The organism is Devosia albogilva, assembly GCF_042685625.1.
In the GTDB taxonomy this organism is placed as follows: Bacteria; Pseudomonadota; Alphaproteobacteria; order Rhizobiales; family Devosiaceae; genus Devosia; species Devosia albogilva.
The window spans coordinates 1,436,848-1,458,775 of record NZ_JBHUNP010000001.1 but is presented as its reverse complement, the minus strand read 5'-3'; the positions used below and the strand labels follow the sequence as shown (position 1 = coordinate 1,458,775).

Here is a 21,928-nt window from a genome sequence, read left to right as displayed (position 1 = left end):
CCTAGCCCCCCAGGAAACTCTTGGCCACTTCGGGATCGGCGATGAGCTCGGCGCCGGTGCCGGTGAAACGGTTCTGCCCGCCCGCCAGCACGAAGCCCTTGCTGGCGAAGGCCAGCGCCTGGCGCGCGTTCTGTTCGACCATCAGGATGCCGACACCCTCCTGGTTCACACGTACGATGGTCTCGAAGATTTCGATCACGTAGCGGGGCGACAGGCCTGCCGAGGGCTCGTCGAGCATCAACAGGCTTGGCTTGCTCATCAGGGCGCGGCCCATGGCCACCATCTGGCGCTGGCCGCCGGAGAGTTCGCCGGCCGGCTGGCGGCGCTTTTCCGCCAGCACCGGAAACATCTCGTAGACCCAGGCCATGGTCTCGGAAAAATCGTCACGGCGCGTGAAGGCGCCCATTTCGAGGTTCTCTTCCACCGTCATCGAGGTGAAGACGTTCTTTTCCTGCGGCACGAAGCTGAGGCCCCTCGGCACCAGCTTGTCGGGCAGGGAATTGGCGATGTCCTCGCCGGCAAAGGTGATGGTGCCGCCGGTGACCTTGAGCAGGCCGAAGATGGCCTTCAGCGTCGTCGACTTGCCGGCACCATTCGGCCCGACGATCACGCCGATGTCGGACTTCTCGATGGCGATATCGACGCCGTTGAGGATGGGTGCGCCGCCATAGCCGGCCACCACGTGTTTCAGTTCGATCAGCGGCATCGGCTACGCAGCCTCCACCGGAGTGCCGAAATAGGCTTCGACGATGGCGGGGTTGGCGCGGATTTCAGCCATGGGTCCTTCGGCGATCTTCTCGCCCTGAGCCATCACGATCACCGGATCGCAGAGCCGGCCGATCAGGTCCATGTCGTGCTCGATGACGAAGAAGGTGTAGCCGAGTTCGCGATTCATGCGCTCGATATTGGCGGCAAGGTCGTTGAGCAGGGTCTTGTTGACGCCGGCGGCGACCTCGTCGAGCAGCACGACCTTAGCGTCGACCATCATGGTGCGGCCCAGCTCGAGCAGTTTCTTCTGGCCGCCCGAAAGATTGCCGGCGAGTTCGTTGCGGACGTGGCCGAGCTTGAGGAAGTCGATGACGTCGAGCGCCTTCTTGCGGACCTCGATCTCCCGCCCACGCACCAGCCAGGGCCGGAACCAGGAATAGGCCAGATGCTCCCCCGGCTGGTCGCCGGGCACCATCATCAGGTTCTCGAGCGCGGTCATGTTGGAGAATTCATGCGCGATCTGGAAGGTGCGCAGCATGCCGGCGCGGAACAACTGATGCGGCTTCATGCCGGTGACATCTTCGCCGTCGAAGATCACCGCGCCTTCGTCGGGCACGATGTTGCCGGCGACGATGTTGAACAGCGTGGATTTGCCCGCGCCGTTCGGGCCGATCAGCCCGGTGATGGAGCCGCGGCGAACGGAAAGCGAGCAGTTGTTGACGGCCGTTAGGCCGCCGAAGCGCTTGCTGACGTTGCGAACGTCAATAACCAAGTCGGAGGACAAATACCCGGCCCCGATGTTCCTGAACTATGCCCACCCGGTTAAATCCGGGCAAATTTGCGGCATCTGTTCATAACAGCGGCAGCCGGTCAACCTTGACCGGACGGTCAAATGAAAGCGAGCACGGCATCTGCAGTGGATTTGTTCACGGCGCAGGGAACATCGTAGAGGGTGGCGAGGCGGGTCAGCGCCTTGACGTCCACGTCATGCGGCTGGGCCGTCATCGGGTCGATGAAGAAGACGAGCACGTCGAGACGACCTTCTGCGATCATGGCGCCGAGTTGCTGATCCCCGCCGAGCGGGCCGCTCTTGAGCAGGTTCACGGCGAGGCCCGTTTCGGCGATGACGCGGCTACCGGTGGTGCCGGTGCCCCACAGCTCGTGTTCGCCGAGCTTGACCCGGTGGCGCCTGGCCCAGGCGCACAACTCGTCCTTCTTGTCGTCATGCGCCACAAGGCCGATGCGTGCCATTGCTGCTCCCCCAACCGGTTGGCGCCTTGATGCACGCTTCAGGCGAACAGGGCAATGGCTTCGGCCAGGAAGGCCCCTATTGGCCCAACAGGGACCTCGGCGTCCGGGCGGAGGCGCAGCATTCGCCCGCGCTTGAGGTCCTTGCCCTCGAGAAGTCCGTCCGGATCATGGAGCAGGCGGCCGTGCTCGAAATAGAGGGCGACGCCGTCGGCCGACGGGAACACTCCGCAGACGTGCCCGGCCCGAGAGTGCCGGAAGTTCACCGAACCCCAGCCGGGCATGACCCGCGCCTCGAGTCCGGGATAGGCGGCGATCAGGGACACCAGCCGCCGCGTCAGGGCGGCAATGGCTGGTGGACGCGGCGCTAGCAGCGCCTCGAACTCCGGCGAACTGTTGATGTCGACAACGGCTGACACTGCGGGCATGGCGACGCTCCATTGGAGCGCCAGCATGTCCAGTGCTGCTGCCGGACAGTGTCAGCAGAAGCTAGAATGCGTTCCAGTCCTGCTTCAGTGCTGTGTTGCCGGCCACCACGAGGCGAGGAGCGGACGGCGTAACTCCGGTGGCGGCGGTATCATCGACGCGGAACACCTCGATGATGCGATCCAGCTCGGTGGCCTGCGCCTCGGTCTGCTCGATCGCCGCATTGGTTTGTTCCACCAGCGCAGCGTTGTGCTGGGTCATCTCGTCCATGGTGCGGGTAGCCACGGCGATTTCCGCCAGTGCCGCCGACTGTTCGCGGCTGGCGCGGGCGATCTCGTCGATCAGCGACGCGCTTTCCTCGGCTCCGGCAAGGATGTCGGCCAGTTTCTCTGCGGCTTCATCCACAAGGCTCGTGCCGCCCTTGACCTCGCGGGCACTGGCTTCGACCAGCGCCTTGACGTCGGCCGAGGCTTCCGCGGCGCTTTGGGCCAGGCGACGGACCTCGACCGCGACGACCGCGAAACCCTTGCCCGCCTCGCCAGCGCGGGCTGCCTCGACCGAGGCGTTGAGGGCCAGGAGGTTGGTCTGGAAGGCGATGTCGTCGATGAGCTTGATGATGCTGGAGATCTTGCTCGAAGAGGTCTCGATCGCCGCCATGGCTTCAGTGGCCCGGCTCATCACACTGCCGCCCTCCGTGGCTTCCTGCGCAAGTTGCCGGGCGCGGTCGCTGGCCGAGGCGGCCCGGCTGGCGTTCTGCGCCACGGTGCCGGTCAGTTGCTCGACCGCTGTCGAGGTCTGCTGGATGGTGGCCGCCTGGCGGGTGGTGCGGTCGCTGAGGTCATTGGCTCCAGAGAGGATTTCGCTGGTGGCGGTCTTCACCGACCGCGAGGTATGGCGCAGGGAGCTGACGATGCCCGCGAGTTGTTCGACTACGGCATTGGTGTCGTTCTTGATCCGGCTGAACTCCGGTGCGAGGTCTTCGGTGACCCGGCTGGTGAGGTCGCCTTCCGCCACATCCTGCAGCACCGAGCCGATGGTGCTCACGGCACTTTCGATGCGGGCGCGGGCAGCATCGTCGGCAGCACGGGCGTCGGCGGTCAGCTTGTCGAAATAGGCGGACACGCCAAGGTCGATGTCGAGCAGCATGGATTTCAGCATCGCCGCCAGCGCCATCGCCATCTCGTCCGCATCTGCCAGCACTGCTTCCGGATCGAGCCGGGCAGGGCGGCCGAAACGGCCCTTCTTCGGGGTCAGGGCCTCGCGCATCATGTCGTGGACCATGCCCTTGATCATGGTTTCGACGATGACGCCGTAGCCGCCGATATACCAGCGCGGCTCGAGCCCGATCTTGGCGTGACGCAAACCGACGCGGGTGCTTGCCTCGAGGTAGTCGTCGTCGAGCTGGCCGGTGAGGATGGCGCGCCAATGTTCGGCCTGCTTGGCCTGGGCCCGATCCATCTGCGGCTTGCCGTCGAAGAACCGTGCGACCGCCGGCACGGTCGCGATCCTGGCGTAGAATCTCTCGAGGGCGGGTTCCAGGTGGTTGGCGGCGTGGGTCTGAACGCTGGCCAGCCTGGACCGGGTTTCGGTATCGAGGCCGATGAAGTCGAGCCGGCTCTGCAGGGAGTCGTCGATAGTAGGGGCGGAGGCGGTACTTTTGTTCATGGACCCGTGCTCGTGACGCAGCGCCGCGGCACCCGAATGGCCGCGCCGTGGCAGCAGAACGCCGCCCGGCCGGTTCTCGGCCCGCAGTGGTTAACGATCTGCTGCGGCGCGCTTAAGTTCTGGTCGTGCTTGAATTTCCAGGCGGGCTAGAACTCGTTCCAGTCCGCGGAAATGGCAGCGTTGCCGGCCGTGCGGAAGCGCGGCACCGGCTGTACGTGCCTGGCGTCACCGCGGCCAGGGGCTGCGGCCGCGACGGCAGCCTCGCCGGTCCTGAAGATCGCCACCACTTCGTCGAGTTCACGCGCCTGGGCTTCCGTCTGCTCGATGGCGGCGTTGGTTTGTTCGACCAGTGCAGCATTGTGCTGGGTCATCTCGTCGAGCGTGCGCACCGCGGTGGTGACCTCGCCGAAGGCGGCGGCCTGGTCACGGCTCTGCCGGGCGATCGCCAGCAGGGCTTCGGCATTGGCACGGATGCCCTGCTGCACCGTCTGAAGGCGCTGCGCGGCGCCGGTCACCAGGCGAGTGCCGGTGGTCACTTCCTTGCTGCTGGCTTCGATCAGCGCCTTGACCTCGGAAGATGCGTTGGCGGCGGACTGCGCCAGACGGCGGACCTCCACCGCCACCACGGCGAAGCCCTTGCCGGCGTCGCCGGCGCGCGCGGCTTCCACGGAAGCGTTCAGAGCCAGGAGGTTGGTCTGGAAGGCGATGTCATCGATCATGCCGATGATGTCGGAGATGCGCGCCGAAGATTGGCTGATCCGGCCCATGGCGGCCGTGGCTTCCTCCATGACGCTACCGCCGGCCTGGGCTTCTTCGGAGACCGCGCTGGCGTTGCGGCTGGCATGTTCCGCGCCGGCGGCGTTGTCGGCAACGGTGCGGCTCAGTTGTTCGATGGCGGCACCGGTTTCTTCCAGCGTTGCCGCTTGTCGGGTAGTGCGGTCGGAGAGGTCGTTGGCACCGGCAAGGATCTCACCCGTAGCCGTGCGCAACGCGCTGGACGTGGCACGGAGCCGTCCGACAATGCCGGTGAACTGTTCGGCGACGCTGTTGGTGTCATCCTTGAGCCGGGCGAAAGCGCCCTGGTACTCGCCGGTAACGCGAAGATCGAGTTGGGCCTGGGCGAGGGCGGCGAGCACGGTCGAGGTTTCGCCCAGCCCGCGTTCGACCGTTGCCACGAGTCCGTTTACGTCCTCGCCCAGGCGGCGCAGTTCCGGATCGGGCAGGTTGGTATCGACGCGGCCGGTAAAGTCACCGGCTCTTGCCGCTGCGGCAACCCGGCCGATGTCGCGCTGCAGCGCTTCCACCATGGCGACCTGCCCGGCGCGCTCGGCATGCATGCCCTGTTCGGCCCGGCGCAGTTCGGCCATGCGCAGGCCGTTCTGGCGGAACACTTCCACTGCTGCAGCCATGTCGCCGAGTTCATCGACGCGCTCGAGGCCGGGAACCCCCACGTCGAGCCGATCGGCGGCGATCTCGGTCATCGCCGTCGTGAGGTGCGTCACCGGGCGGGTGATGCTGCGGGCAAACAGTATGGCCGACAATCCCGCCAGGGCGAGCAGGACGCCCCCGATGGCGATCAGCATAGTGCGGAGGCCATCGATCGGAGCGGTGATATCGGCAACGCTTTCGAGGGCCACGACAGACCAACTGACGCCGCCGAAGCTCAGTGGCTCGGCCGCAACCACATAGGACTGGCCGTCTATGTGCGGCATCAGCCCCATGCCGGGCGCGCCGGAGATCGCCGCGCGTACCACTTCGCTGTCGAGCGAGAGGGTCAGAACGTCGTTGCCCTCAGTGAGTGGGGAATCCGTGCGTGCGAGACCGTCCGCGCCGACGAGGTAGATCTCGCCGCTCTCGCCCAGACCGCGCGTGCGGGCAAGCACGGTACCGATGCGCTCGGCAGGGAGCTGGAAGGCCAGCACGCCGACCAGCATGCCCTGCTGGAAAACCGGCTGGGCGATGAAGCTGGCGGGCGCACCGTTGCTCGGACCATAGGGAGCGAAATCGGAGAGGAACACTTGTCCCGGTTCGGCGGCAAGGGCGGCACGCACGATGCGGCCGAGGTCGGTGTCGGCCCAAGGACCCGCGCCTTCGGCAAAGCCGGTGGCGAAGTCGGGCTCCTTGGCGACCGTGTAGACGTTCATGCCCTGGTAGTCGAACAAGAAGATGTCGTAGTAGCCGCGCGTCTGCAGCAGGGCACGGAAGTCGGCATTGAGGGTTCGGTGGTGAAGGTCATACACCGGCACCTTGTCGGACGTATCGAGCAAGAGGCGCTCACCGGCGGGGTTCGGATTGTCGGTGATATAGGCCTGCTGCAGGATCTCGGTCGGGTTGCCCTGGCCCTTTAGCGAATAGAGGGCGCCCGAGAAGGTGTCGATCGCTGCGACCACCTCGGAGCGTGCCGCAAACAGCGACAGGTCGGCCGAGACCTCCTTGAGATACGCATCAAGCGCGGTGTGGGCGTTGCTGGCGGCCGAGCTCAGGCGCTGCTCGGTTTGGCCAGTGACGATGGAGGTCCCGGCGAAGTAGGCGGCGACTGCCAGGCTTGCTCCGGTCAGCAGGACCAGCGCCACCACGATGGCGGGGAGCTTGAAGGCAAGTTTGAGCTTGGTCATGAGCGGACCTTCCGGAGTTGCGGCATCGCCTTGTCAGGGCATGGCCCGCAGCTCCTCTCCGCGGTCATGTTGGTGGGAGCGTAAGAGCGGAATGGTTAAGGAAGGGCTGCATTGGCTGCCCTTCCGAGGCATGGCAGCAGCCGACCTAGAATTCGTTCCAGTCCTCAGCCACAGCGGCATTGCCCTGGCTCAAATAGGATCGGGCTGCGGACTTCACCTTGTCGCCCGCGACACGAACCGGACGTGCAGCGTCGGCCGCCGGCGCAACGGTGAAGATGCCGATCACCTGGTCGAGTTGGCTGGCTTGCGCTTCAGTCTGCTCGATCGCCGCGTTGGTCTCTTCCACCAAGGCGGCATTGTGCTGGGTCATCTCGTCGAGCGTACGCACGGCGACGCTGACCTCGTCGATAGCGGCCGCCTGCGCGCGGCTGGCCTCGGTAATCGCGTGCATCAGCTCGGCGTTTTCGTTGACGGCAGCGAGCATGGCGGAAAGCTGCGCCGCGGCATCGGAAACGAGCTTGCTGCCGCCATTCACTTCCGTCGCCGACTGTTCGATCAGCGCCTTGACCTCGGCGGAAGCCGAGGCGGCCGACTGGGCCAGTCGCCGGACTTCCACGGCGACCACTGCAAAGCCCTTGCCGGCCTCGCCGGCCCGCGCCGCTTCGACCGATGCGTTCAGCGCCAGCAAATTGGTCTGAAAGGCAATGTCATCGATCATGCCGATGATGTTGGAAATCTTGGCGGAGGAATGGGTGATCCGTTCCATGGCCGAGTTGGCCTGGTCCATCACCGCGCCGCTGCGCGTTGCGCTCTGGGACACCGCCTGCGCCTTGCCATTGGCGGTTTCGGCCATGCGGGCATTGTCGGCCACGGTGCTGGCCAGTTGCTCCATCGTGGCGCTGGTTTCCTCGATGGTCGCGGCCTGCCTGGTGGTCCGTTCGGACAGGTCGTTGGCGCCGGAGAGGATCTCGCCGGTGGCGGTCTTGAGCTGACGCGAGGTGGCCTTGAGTTGGCCGACCACTTCGGTGAGCTTGTCGGCCACGGCGTTGGTGTCGGCCTTGAGCCGGGCAAAGGCGCCGCGATAGTCGCCGTGCATGCGCTGGGTGAGGTCCGCATGGGCAAGGGCGGAGAGGACGGCGCCGGTTTCGCCGATGCCACGGTCCACGGTCTCCACCAGGGTGTTGACGCTGCCGGCGAGAGAGTTCAACTCCGGATCCGGGAACTGGGCATGGACGCGCTTGGAGAAGTCGCCGGCAATGGCTGCATCCACCACTTCCCCGAATGCGGCCTGCAGCGCCACCATCATGTCGGTGCGCTCGGCGCGACGGCGTTGGCTCGCGGCACGTTCTTCCTCGCTCATATTGGTCATCGTGAGGCCATTGTCGCGGAACACTTCCACCGACCGCGCCATCTCGCCGATTTCGTTCTGGCGGTCGCCATAGGGCACCTCGGCGGCATAGTCGCCGCCGGCAATCTGCTGCATCACCTTCGCCAGCGCCGGGATCGGCCGCGTCATCAACCGCGACAGCGCCCAGCCGATTGCACCCAGAATGGTCAGCGTCGCCGCGCTGACTGCACCGATCAGCGTCAGCGTCTCGTTGATGAGACCATCGATCTGCGTCTGGTCCATGCCGACAAACAATATGCCGAGCGGCTTGCCCTGCCGGTTGACGATCGGCTGATAGGAAGCAAGGAACGGCGTCCCATCGATGACTTCTTCGCCGGAATAGGCGGTGCCAGCCTGGGCACTGGCATAGATCGGGCTATCCTGCGTGATCGCGGTGCCGAGTATGCGATTCCCTTCCGCATCGGCAAAGGTCGTGGTCGCGGCAACGAAATTCTGCGACGTAGCGTCGAAAACGAACAGCGTCGCTGCCTCACCGGTGATGCGGGCGATGGAATCGACGATGCCGTGGTTAGAATAGCTGATCGGCATGCCGAAAGCCGAGATACCGGTGATGGTGCTGCCATCATCGGACCACGCGACTTCCGTGCCGGACATGTTGTTTTCGAGTATGGTCGCTGCGGTCTTGAGGTTGACTACCTGCTGCCGCCCGGCGGTCTCGCGCACCGATCCGGTGAGATTCAAGAACACCGCCGTACCGACACCGACGGTGGAAACAATGATCGCCGATACCACCAGCGCCGCAATCATCGTCGTCAGCTTGACGTTGCCAAGCCAGTGTCCAATCCGCTTCATCTTCTTGAAAACCTCTGCTCCCCCCGGCTCCCGCAGAGCCATTGGCGAAGGTAAGGCCGAAAGACTTGGAGAATGCTTAATGACCCGTTCGGCTGACCGGGTAGCCGGCGTCCACCACAAGAAGAACGGCGCCCGGAGGCGCCGTTTCGAGATGATGTGGTTGAGCGTGGATCAGAAGCTGGTCCAGTCTTCCGCCAGTGCCGCATTGCCGTGGGTGGCGAGACGCTGGCGCGGCGCAGGGCCTTCGCTACGGCGCACCGGCGCCGGCGTGGCGGGCTGGTCGAGCCGGAAGATCTCGACGATGCGGTCGAGTTCGGTGGCCTGGGCCTCGGTCTGCTCGATGGCGGCATTGGTCTCTTCAACCAGCGCGGCATTGTGCTGGGTCATCTCGTCCATGGTCCGGACCGCCGTGGTCACTTCCTCGATGGCCGAGGCCTGTTCACGGGAGTCGTTGGCGATGGATTCGAGCAGGCCGAGATTGCCACGCGCAGCCTCGAGCATGCTCTTGAGCTTGCCGGCGGCGTCGCCGACGAGCTTGGAGCCGGACCGCACTTCGCCGGCGGACTGCTCGATCAGCGCCTTGACTTCGGCGGAAGCACCGGCGGCGGACTGCGCGAGGCGGCGCACTTCCACGGCAACCACCGCAAAGCCCTTGCCGGCTTCGCCAGCACGGGCGGCTTCGACGGAGGCATTCAGCGCCAGAAGGTTGGTCTGGAAGGCGATGTCGTCGATCATGCCGATGATGTTGGAGATCTTGGCCGAGGACTGGGTGATCCGCTCCATGGCCTCGGTGGCGCGATCCATCACCTCGCCGCTGTCCTCGGCGGTGCGAGTGACCTGAGCGGCATTGGTCGAGGCCTCAATGGCGCGCTGAGCGTTCTGCATGACGGTCGAGGCCAGCTGCTCCATGGCGGCGGAGGTTTCCTCGATGGTGGCCGCCTGGCGGGTGGTGCGCTCGCTGAGGTCGTTGGCGCCGGAGAGGATCTCGCCGGTCGCGGTCTTGAGCGAACCCGAGGTGTGGCGGAGCTGGCCGACCACCTCGGTCAGCTTGTCGGCGACGGCGTTGACGTCGTTCTTGAGGCGGGCGAAGGCCCCCTCGTAGTCGCCGCGCATGCGCCGGGTCAGGTCGGTATCGGCCATGGCACCGAGCACCTCGCCGATTTCGGTGACGCCGCGGTTGAAGGTGGAGACGAGATTGTTGACGCTACCGGCGAGGGCGTTGAGCTCCGGATCGGGGAACTCGACCGTGACCTGGCGGGTGAAGTCGCCCGCAACGGCGGCATCCACCACTTCGCCGAAGGCGGCCTGGAGTTCGGCCATCATCTGTTGCCGGTTTTCCTGTTCGGCAATGATGCGGGCGGCCTCGGCTTCGGTCATCTGGCTGACGCGCAGACCGTTCTCGCGGAAGATCTCCACGGCACGGGCCATGGCGCCGACTTCGTTGCCTTGGGTGGCGTAGGGAACGTTGGTTTCGTAGTCGCCGGCGGCGATCGACTCCATGGCCTTGGCAAGGCGCGGGATCGGGCGGGTGATGAGGCGGGACAGGACGAACCCGATCAGGCCGAAGCCGGCCAGAGCGGCACCGCCGACGGCCAGGATCGGCACCATGGTGGCGTCTGCCGCAGCGGATACGGCCGCGATCGGAGTGCCGACCATGATGGCGCCAAGCAGATCGCCATTGATGCTGCGCATCGGCTTGATGCCGGCAAGGTAGGAGCCGTTGGCATCGTCGAACTGGCCAATAAACGTCTCTCCCGCCATCAACTGGGCGTGCACGGGGTTATCCGCGTCGATGACGAGCCCGCTGAGCCTGGTGCCATCGGGGGCGGCGAGGCTGGTCAGCTTGCTCTCGAACACCCCGGTGTCCTTGTTGAGCACATAGAGGGTGGATTCCTGCCGGGTGACGCGGGTGACGGAATCGATCACCTGGGTGTCGTAAAAGGGCGGAATGGCCCAGGCCTGGAACTCACCCATGGTGCCGTCCTCGTTCCAGTTGAGGACGGAACCGGAGATGCGGCGTTCGAGAATGGTTGCCGCGACCGCCAGATTGTTGCCCTGCAGGTCGACGCTCTCCATGATCGAGGAGTTGCGGGCTTGCAGGTAGATACCGGTCGAAACGGCAGCGATCGAGCCGATGATCGAAACAAGTACCAGCGAGAGAATTAGCGTCGTCATTCTGACGTTGCCGAAGGCGGCGGTGAGTTTTTGCATGGAGGTCCCCCTCGGAAGCCCGCACCGGCTCCTGCCGCCGCCAAGCTTCACATTTGCCGCAACTTTAGGCGGTGTCCGTTAACCGTTGGTTTGCCTCAAACACCATCGCGGTCACGGTGACGCGCTCGGAGAAAGTGGATCGGAGCTTCACGCAAGCGTTGCATTGCTCTTGCAAGGCTTGGAGCTTATCTCTGGCTGCAAGACTGTGGAGCATGCACATGGCGGGTCCAGCCGCGCGTAGAACATCAGTGGGTGTCAATGTCGGAGGCGTCACGGTCGGCGGCGGTGCGCCGGTCGTCGTGCAGTCGATGACCAATACCGACACCGCCGACATCGACGCGACGGTGCGCCAGGTGATGCAACTCGCTCGCGCCGGCTCGGAGATCGTGCGCATCACCGTCGACCGCGACGAGTCGGCAGCGGCCGTGCCGCATATCCGCGACCGGCTGGCGTCGATGGGTTACGATGTGCCGCTGGTGGGGGACTTCCACTATGTCGGCCACAAGCTGCTCACCGATCATCCCGCCTGTGCCGAGGCGCTGGCCAAGTACCGGATCAATCCGGGCAATGTCGGGTTCAAGGCCAAGCGCGACCTGCAGTTCTCGACCCTGATCGAGCTGGCGCTGCGCTACGACAAGCCGGTGCGGATCGGGGTGAACTGGGGTTCGCTCGACGAGGAGCTGCTTACTCGCTTGATGGACGAGAACGCCCAATCGGCGGCACCGATTTCGGCAGCGGCGGTGCAGCGCGAGGCGATCATCCAGTCGGCGCTGCTGTCGGCACAGCGGGCCGAAGAGATCGGGCTTGGCCGCGACAAGATCATCCTCTCCACCAAGGTTTCGGACGTCCAGCACCTGATCGCCGTCTACCAGGATCTAGCCGCCCGCTGCGACTATGCGCTGCATCTCGGGCTCACCGAGGCGGGCATGGGCTCGAAGGGGATCGTTGCGTCCTCGGCAGCCCTCGGCATTCTGCTGCAGCAGGGGATTGGCGATACCATCCGCATCTCGTTGACGCCGGAGCCCGGCGGAGACCGCACCACCGAAGTGAAGGTGGCGCAGGAGCTGCTGCAGACCATGGGCTTCCGCCAGTTCCTGCCGGTGGTGGCCGCGTGTCCGGGCTGCGGGAGGACGACGTCGACCACGTTCCAGACGCTGGCGAAGGAAATCCAGGACCACCTCAACACCTCGATGCCGGAATGGCGCGAGCGCTATCCGGGCGTCGAGACGCTGTCGGTGGCGGTGATGGGCTGCATCGTCAATGGGCCGGGCGAGAGCAAGCACGCCAATATCGGCATCTCCTTACCGGGCACCGGCGAAACGCCGGCGGCGCCGGTCTTCGTCGACGGCGAAAAGGTCGCGACCTTGCGCGGTGCCGACGTGGCCGACCAGTTCAAGGTGATGGTGGCCGATTATATCGAGCGCAAGTTCGGCCAAGGCGCGCGGACGGCGGCGGAGTAGTCGAACTGTCGCGCTCAGCGCTGAAGCAGCGCGGCGACGAACACATCGAGCGAAACCGTGCCTTTCCAGACGCTGCTCTCGTCGGGCGGTGGCGTCTCCATGGCGCGACGGGTCATGCCGGAATAGGAGCGCGCAGCGGCCGGCGAGAAGCCGAAGCTGAGAAAGGTACTTTCCAGCGTGTCCGCTTCGACCGATGCCACCGCGACGGGGTGCTGCAGGACGCGGCTGAACGCCTCAGCCACATCAGCCGGGCTGTAGCGATCCGGGCCTTCGACGTATCGCAGGCTTTCCGGGTGTGACGACAGCATCAGTTCTGCAGCGGAGCGCCCGACGTCGGCGGGAGCCACCATCGGCAGGCTGAACCCAGCGGGGAAGAAGCTCGGCAGGATGCCTTGCTCACGCGCCGGTTCGACCGCCATTGCCCAGTTGCTCATGTAGTAGGCGCCGCGCTGAATGACGGACGGGGCGGGCAGGCGGGCTAGCCCCTGCTCGAGAGCATAGAGCGTGCCGAGATCACCGATGCTGCTGCCCGGTTGCGCACCATAAGTCGAAGCGGCCACGATCCGTTCAAGTCCGGCGCCGTCCACCGCCGCCAGGATGGCCCGAATGGACTGCAGCTCGGCAGCGTCCGTGTCGTTGGCCGTGGGGTCGGCAGTCGGGTTGACGATGAGCAGCCTGCGGCCATGCCGCAGCACGGCTTGCAGCGCGGGGGCGTCGTGAATGTCGAGCACGGCTGCTTCGGCACCGCGCTGGCGCCAGGCCGTCGCCTTGTCAGAATCGCGGGTCACTATGGTGACGCTTTCGCCCGCTTCGAGCAGTGCTGCTGCGGCTGCCGAGCCGACCTGGCCGGTGCCACCGATGATGATGTGCATGCCTGTCTCCATCTGCTGGGTAGCCTACCCTTGCAGGCGGAGTTGTCAGGCGATGTCAGCACCCTCGACGGCCGTCAGCGGCAGCGGCGGCTGGCAGGCGTCCACCCACTTGTCGCCGCACAGTTCGGCGAGCCGGGCCACAGTCAGCTTCACCGAGGAGTGGGTGTCGCCGCCGGCGGGGATGACCTCGTCGTAGATCTTCAGCGAGGCGTCGAGATAGATCGGCAGGGGCGAGGGCAGACCGAAGGGGCAGACGCCGCCAACCTTGTGACTGGTCAACTGCTCGACTTCCTCGGCGCCGAGCATGCGGGGACGGCCGCCAAAGGCTTGCTTGGATTTGGCGTTGTCGAGCCGGGCGTCGCCGCGAGTGACCAGCAGCAGCACCTCGCCGTTGACGCGGATGCACAGGGTCTTGGCGATCTGGCCGGGCTCGCAACCATGCACCTCGGCCGCCAACTGTACGGTGGCGGTCGAAGCTTCGGTGACGATGACGGACAGGTCGGGGGCGCGGGCGGCGAGGTCGTCGCGGACGGATTGTTGGCTCATGCGGGAGATTTAGGCCAAACCGCGCCGCAGAGTGAAGCCCCTACAGCAGCCGCGCCAGTCGCTCCTCGTAATCCTCGCGCATCTTGTAGTGGAGCGGGGTCGCGAGGGCGCGGCGGAGGAAAGCGGGGTCGATGTCGCGCACGCCATCGAGCGCCATCAGTTCGGACACGGTGATGCGTTCGCCCTCAAACGGGGTGTGCCGCACCGGCTCGCCGGCGTGCAGCGCGCCACCCGAAACCACCCGGCAATAGGCGCCGGGACGGCCGGCCTGGTGAAAGCGCTTGGCCCAGCCGGGGTCGCCCATCTTGCGGCCAAAGGTCATGCAGGGGGTGCGGTGCGAGGTCACCTGCAGCACCACCTCGTCCATGGTGAAGCGGTCTCCCACGGCGACGGAGCGCCCTTCCACACCGGCGATGGTGAAGTTTTCCCCGAACATGCCCGGCGGCAGGTCGCGATCGAGCTGGGTTTTCCACCAGCGATAGTCGTCGGCGAAGTAGAGGTAGACCGCCTGGTCGACGCCGCCATGGTGCTTGCGGTCCATCACCGCATCACCTTCGATGCCGTGCTTGGTGACGGTTACCTCGCCTTCGACGGGTTCCTTGTAGATGCCGGTTTCGGCGTGCTTGCCGGGAATCGGCCGCGGCGTGCCCATGTTGATGCTTTCGAGGATGGCCATTGGGTGGTTCAGGTCTCGCGGGTGGCGAAGTAGCGGGCGGTGGCGCGCAGGCCGTCTGCTTTGGGGCCGAAGGTGCGCAGGGCCGACAACGCTTCGCTGACCGTCTGGTTCAGCCGCTGGCGCGCGCCATCCACACCAAGCTCTGCCACCAGGGTCTGCTTGCCCATGGCGGCATCCTTGCCGGTGGCCTTGCCCATCTGCTCGGCCGTGGCGGTGACGTCGAGAATGTCGTCGGCCAGCTGGAAGGCGCGGCCAGCGGCTTCCGCATAGGCAGTGAGGGCGGACAGAGCCCGCGGGTCGGCACCGCCGAGCAGCGCGCCCATGCGAACCGCGGCGCGGATCAGGGCGCCGGTCTTCATCGCCTGCATGGTGGAAATCTCGGCGCCGCTCAGCCCGGCGGATTCACCTTCGATATCCCGCATCTGCCCGCCGACCATGCCGCCCGCGCCGGAGCCCTGCGCGAGTTCGAGCACGAGCGCGACACGGACGTCCGCTTGCGGGTGGCAGGCGGGGTCAGCCAAGAGGGCGAAGGCATGGGTGAGCAGGGCGTCACCCGCAAGAATGGCGGTGGCGTCGTCATAGGCCTTGTGGACGGTGGGACGGCCGCGGCGGAGGTCGTCGTCGTCCATCGCCGGCAGGTCGTCGTGGATCAGCGAATAGCAGTGGACCATTTCGACCGCGAGACCGGCCTGCGCCGAAGCTGCCGCCGGCATGCCGAACACGGCCGCCGCCTGGCGCACCAGTAGCGGCCGCAGGCGCTTGCCGCCTTCGAGGCTGCCATGGCGCATGGCGGCGATCAGCCGCTCGGGGGCAGGGCCGGGGCCGGACAGGCGCTCGGTACCCAGCCAGGCGGCCAGGCCCTTCTCCACCTCGCGGGCGCAGTCGGCGCTATCGGATCGGAAGTCGTACATGAGGGCGTTGCTAGCCGTTTGCCGATGGAGCGGCAAGGTGCCGTTTGCCCCAGCGAGGAGGTGCCGCTATGCAACGGCATGGCCCGGCGAAAGACACCCCTCTGGCGCATCCTGCGCATCGCGCTCACCATCCTTGTGGTGCTGGTGGCGATCCCGGTGGTGCTGACGCCCGTCTACCTGGTGGTGAATCCGGTTTCAGTGCCGATGCTGGAGCGCTATCTCACCGGCCGACCGGTGGAGCGCGAGTGGCGCCCGATCGGCGATATCTCGGACCGGCTGAAAGCCTCGGTGATCCTCTCGGAGGACGGGCAGTTCTGCCGCCATTGGGGCGTGGACGTGGGAGCGCTGCGCGAGGAGGTCGAGGACCTGCTGGCCGGGCGTGACGTGCGAGGCGCCTCGACCATCACCATGCAGGTGGCGCGCAACCTGTTTCTCACCAATGCCCCGAGCTATCTCAGGAAGGCAGCCGAGATTCCGCTGGCGGTCTATATCGACCTCGTCATGCCCAAGCGGCGGATCATGGAGATCTATCTCAACATCGCCGAATGGGGGCCGGAAGGGCAGTTCGGCGTTGCGGCCGGTGCCCGGCGCGCCTTCGGCATAGAACCGCAGACTCTCGACTGGCGCACGGCGGCACTGCTCGCCGCGGCACTGCCCAACCCGATGCTGCGCAAGCCGGCCGAGCCGACCGCCAATATGAGCCGGGTGGCCGGCATCATCGCCGAGCGGGCGCAGCAATATGGCGGGCGGGCCAGTTGCGTCGGCGAGGGTGGAAGACTGGCCCTCTAGCGGCACAAACCCCCTAGCCAAGCGGTGGGCTTTGCTCTATAGCACCGGCCAAATCCCAACAGAGACAAGCTCTCTGGCCGCTTCCGGCGGCGTTGTGACTTTGAGAAGGACCGAACCATGGCAGTGCCAAAACGCAAGACCTCGCCGATGAAGCGCGGTTTCCGCCGGTCGGCCGACGCGATCGCCGCCCCCGCCTATGTCGAAGACAAGGACTCGGGCGAACTGCGCCGTCCGCACCACATCGACCTCAAGACCGGCATGTATCGCGGCCGGCAGATCCTCGCCGTCAAGAAGTAAGCCGAAAGGCGAGGCGGCGCGGATGCGCTCTATCTGATATTCGAGCGGCCGGTCCCCTGCGGATCGGCCGTTCTGTTTTGCCTTGCCGCCGGGGGCGGCCACCGGGGAGTATGCCATGACCACGCGCGTTGAATCCGACACCATGGGCACGATCGAGGTGCCTTCGGACAAGTATTATGGCGCGCAGACGGCCCGCAGCCTGATGAACTTCGACATCGGCGGCGAAAAGATGCCGGTCGAGATCGTCACCGCGTTCGGCGTGCTCAAGAAGGCCGCGGCGCTCGCCAACCACAAGCTCGGGCTGCTCGACGAAACCACCCGCGATCTGATCGTAGCCGCTGCCGACGAGGTGATCGAGGGCAAGCTGGCCGACCACTTCCCGCTGGTGGTGTGGCAGACCGGTTCGGGTACCCAGTCGAACATGAATGTGAACGAGGTCATCTCCAACCGCGCCATCGAGATGGCCGGCGGCACCATGGGCTCCAAGAAGCCCGTGCACCCCAATGATCACGTCAACATGAGCCAGTCGTCCAACGACACCTACCCGACGGCCATGCACATCGCTGCAGTGGAAGCGATCGAGAACTATCTGTTCCCGCGCGTCCAACTGCTGCGCGACACGCTCCAGGCCAAGTCCGAGCAGTTCATGGATGTGGTCAAGATTGGCCGCACGCACCTGCAGGATGCAACGCCCCTGACCCTGGGCCAGGAAATCAGCGGCTGGGTGGCGCAGATCGACTATGCCGTGGCCGCCATCAAGGCGACGCTGCCGCAGCTCAAGGAGCTCGCCCTGGGCGGCACCGCCGTTGGCACCGGGCTCAATGCCCATCCCGACTATGCGGTCACCGTCGCCCAGGAAATCGCGACCCTCACCGGCCATGACTTCGTGACCGGGCCCAACAAGTTCGCGCTGCTGGCCGGGCACGACGCCTTTGTCGGCACTTCGGGGGCGCTGAAGCAGCTCGCTTCTGCCTTCATGAAGATTGCAAACGACGTGCGCTGGCTGGCCTCCGGCCCGCGTTCGGGCCTCGGCGAGATCACCATTCCCGAGAACGAGCCGGGCTCCTCTATCATGCCGGGCAAGGTCAACCCGACCCAGTCGGAGGCCATGACCATGGTGGTCGCTCAGGTGATGGGCAATGACGCCGCGATCGGCTTTGCCGCCTCGCAGGGCAATTTCGAGCTCAACGTCTTCAAGCCCGTGATCGCCTACAACTTCCTGCAGTCGGTGCGGCTGCTGGCGGATGCCGCCAAGAGCTTCAACGACAACTGCGCCGTCGGTATCGAGCCGGACCGCAAGCGGATCAGGCAGTTGGTCGATCAGTCACTGATGCTGGTGACCGCGCTTAACCGCAAGATCGGCTACGACAACGCCGCCAAGATCGCCAAGACCGCGCACAAGAACGGCACCACCCTGCGCGAGGAAGCGATCGCGCTGGGGCTGCTGACGGGCGAAGAATTCGACGCCGAAGTGAAGCCCGAGCAGATGGTCGGTCCGCTCAAGCTCAAGAAGTAGCACGACCCCCTCCTGACCTCCCCCTTGCCAGGGGGAGGAAGATACCGGGTGTGCCGCAGCAATCGCAAAGCACTCGAACCGGCTCCTCCCCCTTCAGGGGAGGCTGGGTGGGGGTCCGTCAGCCGCGCCGTGCCGCCTCGATTGCGGCGACGTCGAGCCTTTTCATGTTCATCATCGCCTCGAAGGCGCGCTTGGCTTCGGCGCCGCCGGCCTTCATCGCCTCGTTCAGTGCCCTTGGGGTGATCTGCCAGGAGACACCCCACTTGTCCTTGCACCAGCCGCACATGCTCTCCTCACCGCCATTGCCGACGATGGCGTTCCAGTAGCGGTCGGTTTCTTCCTGGTCCTCGGTCTCGACCTGCATCGAGAAGGCCTCGGTGTGCTTGAAAGTCGGGCCCCCGTTGAGGCCAATGCAGGGGATGCCCATGACGGTGAACTCCACCGTCAGGACCTCGCCCTCCTTGCCGGACGGATTGTCGCCCGGGGCGCGATAAACACCGGTGATGCGGGTGTCCGGGAAGGTTTCTGCATAGAAGCGCGCCGCCTCTTCGGCGTCCTTGTCGTACCAGATGCAAACGGTGTTCTTGGCGTTGGGCATGGCGTCTCTCCTCGCTGACCATGGCAGTCTGTCACACGCCGATCCGGCGCGACTACCCACACGACGAGCCACGGAGCACCGGTTCGACACCGTGCTTCATTTTTGCCGTCAATCCTGCCTTCCACCGGATAGCTGGCTCTGGCATGCTCCGCCCGCAAACGGAGCTTGTGATGACCGAAACCGTGATCCTGCCGCCCCAGCACGCGCCACGCACACGGGGGCGCTTCATCCCGCCGCTCCTGGTGTTTCCGTTCCTGGCCTACAATCTGGTGGTGTTCACCCTGTTCGGCGGCAATCCGGTGAACTGGGGCGTGGGCCTGTTCGCCATCCCGATGCCGTCGGGAATGCCATGGGCGATCACCGCGGGTGACTTCCTGCTGGTGGTCGGCATCATTCTGCTGTTCGTCGAAGTGCTGAAATCGACCAACACCGCGCGCACCTCCATCGTCGAGCACATGCTGTCGATGGTGCTGTTCGTGTTGTTCCTGAGCGAGTTCCTGCTGGTCGGCGCCGCCTCGAGCTCGGTGTTCTTCCTCTTGATGGTGATGAGCCTGATCGACGTCGTCGCGGGCTTCACCGTCTCGATCACCAGCGCCAGCCGCGACGTGTCGATGAACTAGGCGACGATGGTCGTGCGGTAGCCGGCGGGCATGCGGCGCACGGCGATGCGGGCGCCCGCCGCATAGGCGCCGACGGCGCCTTCGGGGGTGGCGCGGCGGCGTTCGCGCTGCGGCGGCAGATGCGCCCGGGCGGCGAGCAACTGGCTGACGAAGTTGGCGTCCGGAACGCTCGAGGCCAGCGACGGGCGGGTCACGCGTGCTTCGAGCGTCACCGGCAGGACCCGTACCTCTGTGTCAAACTCGGCCATGGCCGCCTCGAACTGTTTCACTGTGGAGCCGGCTGTCCCGAAAAGGGACAGAAGCTCCTCTACCTGCCCCTTACGGGGCAAGCAGCGTGCCAGACAGTAACGGGCGCTTAGGGATTCGCGATCCGCGAGGTGATCCAGGTCACAGAGAACGGTGCATAACGTGGCGGCGGGAGCCGGCCATGCCGGCCGGTGTGAAGCCCAGCCGTTCGAAGGCGGCAACGAAACCCATGTGGCGGTAGCTGGGGGAAGCCGGATCGACCGGGTAAGCCTCCAGCAGCCGGGCGCCGTATTGCCTTGCATAGTCTGCCGCCGCTTCGATGAGCCGGGCGCTGAGGCCGGCGCCGCGCCGGGCACGCGGCACGAACATGCAGGTCAGCGACCACACGCTATCCTCGTCCTCGGTCCCGCCGAGATTGCGGAAGCTGGACTTGGGAGCAACAGACACCCAGGCGACGGGTTCGGCGCCGTCATAGGCGAGCAATCCCACCGGCACGCCATCGGCGATCCGACCCAGGATCTGCTCACGCCGGGCCGGGCTCTTGCTGTCCTTGATCTCCGCCGGCGTGGCGCGCCAGGCCATGCACCAGCACCAGTTCGGGCTGCCCTTGGCCGCGAACAGCTTTTCGAAGTCGCTCACCGTCTCCGCCGTGACCGGCCGGAAGGTGAGCGCCCCGGTCATCTCAGAAGTTGTCCTTGCCGCGGCGGATGGCCGCGAACACGTCCGCAGCCGATTTGCCTTCGAGCCCGTAGTGGCGGGCCAATTCCGGCGCATCGGCACGCAGGAACGGATTGGCGCGCTTGTCCTCGCCGAGACGGAAGGGAATGGTGAACTTGCCCTCTTGCCGCAGCGCCGTCACCTCGGCGGCGCGCCGCTGCAGGTCGGGATTGTCGGGGTCGATCGACAGGGCAAAGCGGGCATTGCTTTCGGTGTATTCATGGCCGCAATAGACTAGGGTGTCGTCGGGCAGGCTGCGGAGCTTCTTGAGACCGGCCCACATCGGCCCCGGCGTGCCCTCGAACATGCGGCCGACCCCAAGCGAGAACAAGGCATCGGCGCTGAACAGGTGGCCGCCTTGGGCGTCGTGGAACACGATGTGCCCGAGCGTATGGCCGGGCGTGTCGTAGACGTCGAAGACGATCTCCCCGACTTCGACGCGGTCACCGTCGCCCACCAGTTCGTCGAGACCCTCGATCTTGTCGGCCTCACCCTTGGGGCCAATGACCCGGCAGCCATAGCGGGCCTTGAGGTCGGCAATGGCCTCGACATGATCGGTGTGATGGTGGGTGATCAGAAGTTCGGTGAGGGTCCAGCCACGCTTTTCCAGCGCCGCCACGATCGGAGCCGTTTCCGGCGCATCGACGCTGGCGGTCCGCCCCGTCGAGGGGTCATGCACCAGATAGCCGAAATTGTCGCTGCGGGCGGCAAAGACGTCGACGATGGCGGACATGGCAGGCTCCTCGGATCAGTTCGGGGGCAAGCTAGGCCGGCTGGCCCGTAGCCGCAACCCGCGGTTGGACAAGCAGTTCCGGCTTTGGCACAGTCGCGGCCATGACCAGCGATGTGACCCGCCTCATCGACTTCTACAAGTCGCCACTCGGCCGGATCGGGCGGGCACTGGTGCGTGAGCAGGTGATGGCCCTGGCCGGCAATGTCAACGGGCTGCGACTATTGGGCCTGGGCTTTGCCACGCCCTATCTTCGGTTCGCCCTCGGGCGGGCGGAACGGGTGCTCGCCTTCATGCCGTCGCGGCAGGGCGCTTCGGCCTGGCCCCGCGAGGGTCCATCGCACACGGTGCTTTGTGACCCCCTGGAGATGCCGCTCACCGATGCGGCGGTCGACCTGACCATCGCCGTCCATGCGCTGGAGCATGTGACTGACGCAGAAGAGCTGATGCGCGAATTGTGGCGCGTCACGGCGCCCAATGGGCAGGTGCTCATGGTGGTGCCGCGGCGGCGCGGCATCTGGGCACAGCGGGACAACACGCCCTTCGGCCATGGACGGCCCTATTCGGCGAGCCAGCTCGACAAGCTCTTGCGCGACCACAGCTTCATCCCCGAGGAATGGCGGGACGGGCTTTATGTGCCGCCGTTCCAGAGTTCGCTGGTGCTGAAATCGACGCGGCTGTTCGAGCGCGTCGGCCGCCTGTTCGCACCGGGGGTCAGCGGGGTGATGATCGTGCGGGCCCGCAAGCAGGCCTATCCGGCGGTGCCGCGGCGGCTCAGGGCCGAACGGCTGGTGCGGGTGCCGGGGTTGAGCACGGCGACGGCCCGCTCGGGGTGAGTCCCGCAGGCCTTTGCAAGCCGGGGCGCTTTGCGTATGGT

22 protein-coding genes are annotated in these 21,928 nt (G+C 65.9%); 6 read left to right on the top strand and 16 right to left on the bottom strand.

Annotated features, from left to right (window positions below):
- Position 1: 1 nt before the first annotated feature.
- The 8 genes from ACFSX5_RS07375 to ACFSX5_RS07340 all read right to left on the bottom strand — a co-directional run bounded on the left by ACFSX5_RS07375 (position 2) and on the right by ACFSX5_RS07340 (position 11,073).
- Positions 2 to 706, bottom strand: coding sequence for an ABC transporter ATP-binding protein (locus ACFSX5_RS07375; RefSeq protein WP_386832629.1), 705 nt, complete (start codon positions 704 to 706; stop codon positions 2 to 4).
- Positions 707 to 709: 3 nt separating this feature from the next.
- A complete protein-coding gene (locus tag ACFSX5_RS07370; RefSeq protein ID WP_386832628.1) occupies positions 710 to 1,492 on the bottom strand; it encodes an ABC transporter ATP-binding protein in 783 nt (260 codons plus the stop codon).
- A gap of 104 nt (positions 1,493 to 1,596) precedes the next feature.
- Positions 1,597 to 1,959 (bottom strand): methylglyoxal synthase, encoded by a 363-nt coding sequence (locus ACFSX5_RS07365; protein WP_386832627.1) that lies wholly within the window; start codon positions 1,957 to 1,959, stop codon positions 1,597 to 1,599.
- Positions 1,960 to 1,997: 38 nt separating this feature from the next.
- On the bottom strand, positions 1,998 to 2,384 hold the full coding sequence (locus tag ACFSX5_RS07360) for a DUF1801 domain-containing protein (protein WP_386832626.1): 387 nt from the start codon (positions 2,382 to 2,384) through the stop codon (positions 1,998 to 2,000).
- A gap of 61 nt (positions 2,385 to 2,445) precedes the next feature.
- Positions 2,446 to 4,047, bottom strand: coding sequence for a methyl-accepting chemotaxis protein (locus ACFSX5_RS07355; protein ID WP_386832625.1), 1,602 nt, complete (start codon positions 4,045 to 4,047; stop codon positions 2,446 to 2,448).
- Positions 4,048 to 4,193: 146 nt separating this feature from the next.
- A complete protein-coding gene (locus ACFSX5_RS07350; protein WP_386832624.1) occupies positions 4,194 to 6,662 on the bottom strand; it encodes a methyl-accepting chemotaxis protein in 2,469 nt (822 codons plus the stop codon).
- A 145-nt stretch (positions 6,663 to 6,807) separates the two neighbouring features.
- Positions 6,808 to 8,862 carry a methyl-accepting chemotaxis protein gene (locus ACFSX5_RS07345; RefSeq protein ID WP_386832623.1) on the bottom strand — a complete coding sequence of 685 codons (2,055 nt, stop codon included), beginning with the start codon at positions 8,860 to 8,862 and terminating at the stop codon, positions 6,808 to 6,810.
- A 171-nt stretch (positions 8,863 to 9,033) separates the two neighbouring features.
- Positions 9,034 to 11,073, bottom strand: coding sequence for a methyl-accepting chemotaxis protein (locus ACFSX5_RS07340; protein ID WP_386832622.1), 2,040 nt, complete (start codon positions 11,071 to 11,073; stop codon positions 9,034 to 9,036).
- Between the two features lie 218 nt (positions 11,074 to 11,291).
- Between ACFSX5_RS07340 and ispG the strand changes: the two genes are divergently transcribed.
- On the top strand, positions 11,292 to 12,533 hold the full coding sequence (gene ispG / locus ACFSX5_RS07335) for a flavodoxin-dependent (E)-4-hydroxy-3-methylbut-2-enyl-diphosphate synthase (RefSeq protein WP_386832621.1): 1,242 nt from the start codon (positions 11,292 to 11,294) through the stop codon (positions 12,531 to 12,533).
- A 14-nt stretch (positions 12,534 to 12,547) separates the two neighbouring features.
- Here ispG and ACFSX5_RS07330 read toward each other — a convergent pair whose 3' ends face one another.
- The 4 genes from ACFSX5_RS07330 to ACFSX5_RS07315 are packed head-to-tail and all read right to left on the bottom strand — an operon-like array spanning position 12,548 to position 15,538.
- A complete protein-coding gene (locus ACFSX5_RS07330) occupies positions 12,548 to 13,405 on the bottom strand; it encodes an NmrA family NAD(P)-binding protein (protein ID WP_386832620.1) in 858 nt (285 codons plus the stop codon).
- Positions 13,406 to 13,450: 45 nt separating this feature from the next.
- Positions 13,451 to 13,951, bottom strand: coding sequence for a YbaK/EbsC family protein (locus tag ACFSX5_RS07325; RefSeq protein ID WP_386832619.1), 501 nt, complete (start codon positions 13,949 to 13,951; stop codon positions 13,451 to 13,453).
- A gap of 40 nt (positions 13,952 to 13,991) precedes the next feature.
- Positions 13,992 to 14,627, bottom strand: a complete 636-nt coding sequence (locus tag ACFSX5_RS07320) for an MOSC domain-containing protein (protein ID WP_386832618.1) — start codon at positions 14,625 to 14,627, stop codon at positions 13,992 to 13,994.
- Positions 14,628 to 14,635: 8 nt separating this feature from the next.
- Positions 14,636 to 15,538: a polyprenyl synthetase family protein gene (locus tag ACFSX5_RS07315; RefSeq protein WP_386832617.1), complete on the bottom strand. Its 903-nt coding sequence runs from the start codon at positions 15,536 to 15,538 to the stop codon at positions 14,636 to 14,638.
- A gap of 78 nt (positions 15,539 to 15,616) precedes the next feature.
- Between ACFSX5_RS07315 and ACFSX5_RS07310 the strand changes: the two genes are divergently transcribed.
- The 3 genes from ACFSX5_RS07310 (at position 15,617) to fumC (ending at position 18,140) form a co-directional block, all read left to right on the top strand.
- A complete protein-coding gene (locus tag ACFSX5_RS07310) occupies positions 15,617 to 16,327 on the top strand; it encodes a biosynthetic peptidoglycan transglycosylase (protein ID WP_386832616.1) in 711 nt (236 codons plus the stop codon).
- 117 nt (positions 16,328 to 16,444) lie between these two features.
- Complete coding sequence (gene rpmF / locus ACFSX5_RS07305; RefSeq protein WP_386832615.1) at positions 16,445 to 16,624, top strand: 50S ribosomal protein L32; 180 nt, start codon at positions 16,445 to 16,447, stop codon at positions 16,622 to 16,624.
- 115 nt (positions 16,625 to 16,739) lie between these two features.
- A complete protein-coding gene (gene fumC / locus ACFSX5_RS07300; protein ID WP_386832614.1) occupies positions 16,740 to 18,140 on the top strand; it encodes a class II fumarate hydratase in 1,401 nt (466 codons plus the stop codon).
- Between the two features lie 118 nt (positions 18,141 to 18,258).
- On the opposite strand, the gene ACFSX5_RS07295 is transcribed toward fumC, so the two are convergent.
- Positions 18,259 to 18,738 (bottom strand): VOC family protein, encoded by a 480-nt coding sequence (locus ACFSX5_RS07295; protein ID WP_386832613.1) that lies wholly within the window; start codon positions 18,736 to 18,738, stop codon positions 18,259 to 18,261.
- Positions 18,739 to 18,908: 170 nt separating this feature from the next.
- On the opposite strand from ACFSX5_RS07295, the gene ACFSX5_RS07290 reads away from it, so the two are divergent.
- The gene (locus tag ACFSX5_RS07290) at positions 18,909 to 19,358 is read left to right on the top strand and encodes a hypothetical protein (RefSeq protein WP_386832612.1); all 450 of its coding nucleotides are present in this window, start codon (positions 18,909 to 18,911) and stop codon (positions 19,356 to 19,358) included.
- Here the strand turns inward: ACFSX5_RS07290 and ACFSX5_RS07285 are convergent.
- From ACFSX5_RS07285 to gloB, 3 genes are all read right to left on the bottom strand, one after another.
- Positions 19,355 to 19,606 (bottom strand): hypothetical protein, encoded by a 252-nt coding sequence (locus ACFSX5_RS07285; RefSeq protein ID WP_386832611.1) that lies wholly within the window; start codon positions 19,604 to 19,606, stop codon positions 19,355 to 19,357. The two genes, ACFSX5_RS07290 and ACFSX5_RS07285, sit on opposite strands and share 4 nt — an antisense overlap.
- A gap of 139 nt (positions 19,607 to 19,745) precedes the next feature.
- Positions 19,746 to 20,285: a GNAT family N-acetyltransferase gene (locus tag ACFSX5_RS07280; RefSeq protein ID WP_386832610.1), complete on the bottom strand. Its 540-nt coding sequence runs from the start codon at positions 20,283 to 20,285 to the stop codon at positions 19,746 to 19,748.
- 1 nt (position 20,286) lies between these two features.
- A complete protein-coding gene (gloB, locus tag ACFSX5_RS07275; protein ID WP_386832609.1) occupies positions 20,287 to 21,054 on the bottom strand; it encodes a hydroxyacylglutathione hydrolase in 768 nt (255 codons plus the stop codon).
- A gap of 101 nt (positions 21,055 to 21,155) precedes the next feature.
- Between gloB and ACFSX5_RS07270 the strand changes: the two genes are divergently transcribed.
- Entirely contained in the window at positions 21,156 to 21,887 is a 732-nt protein-coding gene (locus ACFSX5_RS07270) for a class I SAM-dependent methyltransferase (protein ID WP_386832608.1), read from the top strand.
- Positions 21,888 to 21,928 lie beyond the last annotated feature (41 nt).

Bases quoted from the DNA above. Each gene is read 5' to 3' on its own strand.
- rpmF (WP_386832615.1), top strand. From the start codon at position 16,445: ATGGCAGTGCCAAAACGCAAGACCTCGCCGATGAAGCGCGGTTTCCGC.
- ACFSX5_RS07355 (WP_386832625.1), bottom strand. From the start codon at position 4,047: ATGAACAAAAGTACCGCCTCCGCCCCTACTATCGACGACTCCCTGCAG.
- ACFSX5_RS07285 (WP_386832611.1), bottom strand. From the start codon at position 19,606: ATGGCCGAGTTTGACACAGAGGTACGGGTCCTGCCGGTGACGCTCGAA.
- ACFSX5_RS07295 (WP_386832613.1), bottom strand. From the start codon at position 18,738: ATGCCCAACGCCAAGAACACCGTTTGCATCTGGTACGACAAGGACGCC.
- ACFSX5_RS07350 (WP_386832624.1), bottom strand. From the start codon at position 6,662: ATGACCAAGCTCAAACTTGCCTTCAAGCTCCCCGCCATCGTGGTGGCG.
- ACFSX5_RS07290 (WP_386832612.1), top strand. From the start codon at position 18,909: ATGACCGAAACCGTGATCCTGCCGCCCCAGCACGCGCCACGCACACGG.
- ACFSX5_RS07270 (WP_386832608.1), top strand. From the start codon at position 21,156: ATGACCAGCGATGTGACCCGCCTCATCGACTTCTACAAGTCGCCACTC.
- ACFSX5_RS07330 (WP_386832620.1), bottom strand. From the start codon at position 13,405: ATGCACATCATCATCGGTGGCACCGGCCAGGTCGGCTCGGCAGCCGCA.
- ACFSX5_RS07365 (WP_386832627.1), bottom strand. From the start codon at position 1,959: ATGGCACGCATCGGCCTTGTGGCGCATGACGACAAGAAGGACGAGTTG.
- ACFSX5_RS07310 (WP_386832616.1), top strand. From the start codon at position 15,617: ATGGCCCGGCGAAAGACACCCCTCTGGCGCATCCTGCGCATCGCGCTC.
- ACFSX5_RS07325 (WP_386832619.1), bottom strand. From the start codon at position 13,951: ATGAGCCAACAATCCGTCCGCGACGACCTCGCCGCCCGCGCCCCCGAC.
- ACFSX5_RS07315 (WP_386832617.1), bottom strand. From the start codon at position 15,538: ATGTACGACTTCCGATCCGATAGCGCCGACTGCGCCCGCGAGGTGGAG.
- fumC (WP_386832614.1), top strand. From the start codon at position 16,740: ATGACCACGCGCGTTGAATCCGACACCATGGGCACGATCGAGGTGCCT.
- gloB (WP_386832609.1), bottom strand. From the start codon at position 21,054: ATGTCCGCCATCGTCGACGTCTTTGCCGCCCGCAGCGACAATTTCGGC.
- ACFSX5_RS07280 (WP_386832610.1), bottom strand. From the start codon at position 20,285: ATGACCGGGGCGCTCACCTTCCGGCCGGTCACGGCGGAGACGGTGAGC.
- ACFSX5_RS07360 (WP_386832626.1), bottom strand. From the start codon at position 2,384: ATGCCCGCAGTGTCAGCCGTTGTCGACATCAACAGTTCGCCGGAGTTC.
- ACFSX5_RS07345 (WP_386832623.1), bottom strand. From the start codon at position 8,862: ATGAAGCGGATTGGACACTGGCTTGGCAACGTCAAGCTGACGACGATG.
- ACFSX5_RS07320 (WP_386832618.1), bottom strand. From the start codon at position 14,627: ATGGCCATCCTCGAAAGCATCAACATGGGCACGCCGCGGCCGATTCCC.
- ACFSX5_RS07375 (WP_386832629.1), bottom strand. From the start codon at position 706: ATGCCGCTGATCGAACTGAAACACGTGGTGGCCGGCTATGGCGGCGCA.
- ispG (WP_386832621.1), top strand. From the start codon at position 11,292: ATGGCGGGTCCAGCCGCGCGTAGAACATCAGTGGGTGTCAATGTCGGA.
- ACFSX5_RS07340 (WP_386832622.1), bottom strand. From the start codon at position 11,073: ATGCAAAAACTCACCGCCGCCTTCGGCAACGTCAGAATGACGACGCTA.